This window comes from Halobacillus sp. HZG1, assembly GCF_035818575.1.
Classification (GTDB): Bacteria; Bacillota; Bacilli; order Bacillales; family Halobacillaceae; genus Halobacillus; species Halobacillus litoralis.
Genome location: NZ_JAYLVQ010000006.1, coordinates 1 through 2377, shown reverse-complemented (window position 1 = coordinate 2377; position 2377 = coordinate 1). Strand labels below are relative to the sequence as shown.

Annotated in this window: 3 protein-coding genes; 2 read left to right on the top strand and 1 reads right to left on the bottom strand. The window is 44.8% G+C overall.

Annotated features, from left to right (window positions below; genetic code table 11):
• Positions 1-147: 147 nt before the first annotated feature.
• Entirely contained in the window at positions 148-648 is a 501-nt protein-coding gene (locus VKA52_RS00135) for a GNAT family N-acetyltransferase (RefSeq protein WP_160915269.1), read from the bottom strand.
• An 88-nt stretch (positions 649-736) separates the two neighbouring features.
• Here VKA52_RS00135 and VKA52_RS00130 point away from each other — a divergent pair, with 88 nt between their 5' ends.
• Both VKA52_RS00130 and map read left to right on the top strand, forming a co-directional pair.
• Positions 737-1291: a sugar O-acetyltransferase gene (locus VKA52_RS00130; protein ID WP_160915267.1), complete on the top strand. Its 555-nt coding sequence runs from the start codon at positions 737-739 to the stop codon at positions 1289-1291.
• 87 nt (positions 1292-1378) lie between these two features.
• Positions 1379-2134, top strand: a complete 756-nt coding sequence (gene map, locus VKA52_RS00125) for a type I methionyl aminopeptidase (protein ID WP_206948465.1) — start codon at positions 1379-1381, stop codon at positions 2132-2134.
• Positions 2135-2377: the final 243 nt, after the last annotated feature.

Sequence of the window (2377 nt, the reverse complement as noted above, 5' to 3'; positions counted from 1 at the left end):
ACAGGTGAGACCCCGGAAGGCGTAGCCTGAGGAGGCTCACCGCCCGCCCCATGGAAAGCGAATCGTTTCCCGGAGGCCCTAGAATTACACAAAAGTCTCGAAACTGAGTCTTCCACTAAGGGAGCTTTTGTGGAATTGTTTTATTGATTAAAGAAAGAGGACCATATGATCTTCGTCTAAATAGCGATCAGGTAGTTTGATGGCTTTTTCCTCTGTGCCATATGTCTGGAAGCCGAGCTTTTTATACAGCTCCTGGGCTGGGTGATTATCTGTAACTACACTCAAGTGAAGTACTTCCAGCTCGATGGCCCTTGCAAATTGAATCAACTCTTCAACCAAGAGCTCCGCACCACCTTTGCGTCTGTGTTCTTTAGTTATGTACATGGCTACAATGGAAGCTTTGTGGGAAAACTTTGGATGAGTTTCTTTCACTAATGTGACGACACCTGCGAGCGTTTCCTCAACAAATAGCCCGAACGTACGGGAGGTTTCACCTTCCAATCGTTCAGCAGTTGTGTTGATTGGATCTGGCCGTTGTTTTTCTTGTTCATATGTAGTGATAAACGCATCAGGGTTGGTGAGTAGCGCTTCTAGCCTTAAATCGTAATATTCTTTAGCATCCGCTTGATTCAATTCACGTACTTGCATAATCAATGACCTCCTTCGGTTGTTCCTAGACTAGCGAAAAACTATGGTAAAGTAAAGAGAGAACGTATTTAATGACGGAGGTAATCTCATGACTGAAAAGGAAAAAATGCTGGCAGGCGAATTGTATAAATCCTGGGATGAAGAGTTGACGTTGGAACGGTCCCGTGCTAAACAACTGATGTATCAATTGAACCAGACAAAAGATACAGAAGACCATTATCGTAAGCAGCTTATTCATGACCTTTTTGGTACGATTGAAGGGGAGATGGGACTCGAACCCCCATTTTATTGTGATTATGGTTACAATATTCATGTAGGTGACGGTTTTTTCGCTAATTACAATTGTGTATTTTTGGACGTCTGTGAGATTCGTATCGGGAAAAGAGTATTGATTGGCCCGAATGTACAATTGTATACAGCCACTCATCCAATGGAGCGTGAGACAAGGGCAAGTGGATTAGAGTCAGGTAGGCCGATTACCATTGGGGACGATGTATGGATCGGAGGAAGTGCTGTCATCAATCCTGGAGTAACAATTGGAGAGAACGTCGTGATTGGCTCAGGGGCAGTGGTGACGAAGGATGTTCCACCGAATGTGTTTGTAGCTGGAAACCCTGCCAAGGAAATTCGAAGGGTGGATTAAAATCATAAGGGTAGTCGTTCCTCCAATTTTTCGTTATCATACTAGAGGGTGCATGCATACGTAATAGAAAAAGAGAGGATTGAGCAAATGATCAAACGTAAGAGTCAAAGAGAAATTGAAAAGATGCACGAAGCAGGGAAGCTTCTTGCTAGTGTTCATAAACAATTACGCACGTTCATTAAACCTGGTGTAACCACTATGGAAATTGAAAATTTCGTTGAAAAGTACTTAGCTGAACGTGGAGCTACTGGAGAGCAGAAAGGCTACCAAGGATATGAATTCACTACATGTGCTTCCATCAATGATGAAATCTGTCACGGTTTTCCAAGGCAGGAACAGCTAAAGGAAGGCGACATCGTGACAATCGATATGGTTGTTAACCTAAATGGCTTTCTTGCTGATTCTGCCTGGACGCATGCCGTTGGAGAGATTAGTGAAGAAGCTCAAAAATTGATGGATGTCACGAAAACTTCTCTATATAAAGGGATTGAGCAGGCTGTTCCTGGGAAGCGCATCGGCGATATCGGTCACGCTATTCAATCCTATGCAGAAGGAGAAGGTTATTCGGTCGTCCGTGATTTCACAGGACATGGAATTGGTGATTCCATTCATGAAGATCCTTATATTCCTCACTTTGGTGCAGCTGGAAAAGGGGCGCGTTTGAAAGAGGGGATGGTCATAACGATTGAACCGATGATAAACATCGGTGCATGGGGCAGTCAGATGGACGAAAACAACTGGACAGCGCGTACTGTTGATGGTTCACTTTCTGCTCAATACGAGCACACCGTCGCTATTACAAAAGAAGGTCCAATGATTCTTACCGAACAGGACGAAGAATAAGCAAAAAAAAGAAGGCTCTCACTGAGCCTTCTTTTTTTATTAAAGAAAATGGCAGGTTTCTTGAAGACTCAGTTTCGAGACTTATGCTGAGTGGATGGGGCTGCGGGGAATAGCTCGCTTTCCGCGGGAGCGCGGTGAGCCTCCTCGGACTGCGTCCTGTGGGGTCTCACCAAGCACTTTTTTCCCGCAGGAGTCTCGCCATTCCCCTCCGCCCCTTAACCAAGTATGGTTCTCGAAACCACT

Bases quoted from the DNA above. Each gene is read 5' to 3' on its own strand.
- VKA52_RS00135 (WP_160915269.1), bottom strand. From the start codon at position 648: ATGCAAGTACGTGAATTGAATCAAGCGGATGCTAAAGAATATTACGAT.
- VKA52_RS00130 (WP_160915267.1), top strand. From the start codon at position 737: ATGACTGAAAAGGAAAAAATGCTGGCAGGCGAATTGTATAAATCCTGG.
- map (WP_206948465.1), top strand. From the start codon at position 1,379: ATGATCAAACGTAAGAGTCAAAGAGAAATTGAAAAGATGCACGAAGCA.